The following is a 1,654-nucleotide window of genomic DNA, read 5'->3' on the forward strand; positions in this document are numbered from 1 at the left end:
CGTTGACGGTGCTGATCGCCTCGATGTGAATCGGAGGCGTCATCTCGTTGACAGCGATGCTGCTGGGGATGTCCGTGTTGATCTCCACCTTGAGCGGCTGCTTGCCGATCAGGGGGAACGGACAGGTGTACGTCAGCGTCAGGGACGCCGGGTCCGCGGAAGCGGAAACCCCGGCGAAGGCGATGAGCCCACCCCCGACGACGGCGGAGGCGGTGGCAGCGGCCACCACCTTCATTCTTTTTATTTTTCTCTTGTGGATTCCCATGAAGGTACCTCTCGTGTAAGGGCGAGAGAGACACCGAGTGATGCCGCCCGCTTCGCTGAGAACGGATCGTCCACATTCTCGAACAGAAAACTACTTGCCGGTATGTTCACGGTCAAGAGGTGGGACAGTAACTTTTTCACACATCGGCGGTCACTTCTTCACACCTGGCCGAGTGGTTCCATACGCCCAGGTCAGCGGGCATGCGACGGCCGCAAACAACCCTCCGGAAAGTCCCTGGAAATGACAAGCAACCGGCCCCCGCCGCAGAGTGCGACAGGGGCCGGTTACTTATTCAGCGTGCTATTTCAAACTGATCCGAATCAATTAGGACTTCGGGGTCAGGTTGATGGCCAGCGTGTTGTTCGGACCGGCCACGAACGGGCTGATGAAGCCGGTGAGCTGACCGCAGCCCTGGACACCGGACAGAGCGTAGGTGCCCGTGAGCTCGCCACCCGCCAGCGGGTCGAAGAACTCGTCCGTGGACTCCAGGTTGACCACCGAGGGCTCGACGGTGCGGCAAGTCTCACCGCCGCCGATCGGGAAGCCGAACACCTTCACCGTGGGAAGGAAGACGTTCATGGTCGAGCTGGAGTTGAGCTGACCCTCGATGAGCGTGCCCGTGGTGGCGCCGATCTGCTCGAACTTGATGTCGGTGGTGACCGGCAGGAAGCCCATGACCTTGAAGCTGCCCGTGGTGGGGTTCAGGTTGAGCTCGGCGTCGAACTCACCGGAGTCCAGGTCGAACAGAGCGTCCAGGTCACCGGAGATGGCGACGTCACCGTTGGGGGTACCGATGTGGGAGGTGCCCTCAAGGTTGTAGCCGTACTCGATCGGCTCACCACCGGGGTCGGTGGGGTCGGTCGGGTCACTCGGGTCCGAGGGGTCGGTGGGGTCCGACGGGTCACTCGGGTCCGACGGGTCGGTCGGGTCCGACGGGTCACTCGGGTCCGTGGGGTCCGACGGGTCGGTCGGGTCCGACGGGTCGGTCGGGTCCGACGGGTCGGTGGGGTCCGACGGGTCGGTCGGGTCACTGGGGTCCGTCGGGTCCGTGGGGTCCGTCGGGTCCGAGGGGTCACTCGGGTCCGTGGGGTCCGTCGGGTCCGAGGGGTCACTCGGGTCCGTCGGATCCGAGCCGCCGTCGGTGACCTCGAACTCGGCCAGGACGGTGTCCTGACCCGCGTCGAGGGTGCAGGCCGACTCGAAGGTCTTCAGGCCCGTCACCGAGCCGTCGGCCTTCCGCGGGGTCAGCGTCAGCGTGATGTTGCCGACGGTGATCTCACCGTGCCCGGGCTCGCTGAAGCTGATCTCCGGAGCGTCACCGCTCGCGTTGATCGAGAACTCGGTGTACGGCGGGGCCGGCGGGATGTTCTGCTTCGGGATCTCGATCGG

The 1,654-nt window shown here is 64.7% G+C and carries 2 protein-coding genes; both read right to left on the reverse strand.

The genetic code is table 11. The annotated features are described in order from the left end of the window. Window positions 1-265, reverse strand: a 265-nt coding sequence (locus tag ACSNOC_RS27650; protein ID WP_436750315.1) for a DUF6801 domain-containing protein, incomplete at its 3' end; no start/stop codon positions are given. 324 nt (window positions 266-589) lie between these two features. Next, the coding region (locus ACSNOC_RS27655) for a DUF6801 domain-containing protein (RefSeq protein ID WP_436750316.1) at window positions 590-1,654 on the reverse strand (1,065 nt) is incomplete at its 5' end.

Source organism: Streptomyces sp. URMC 129 (genome assembly GCF_051386415.1).
GTDB lineage: Bacteria > Actinomycetota > Actinomycetes > Streptomycetales > Streptomycetaceae > Streptomyces.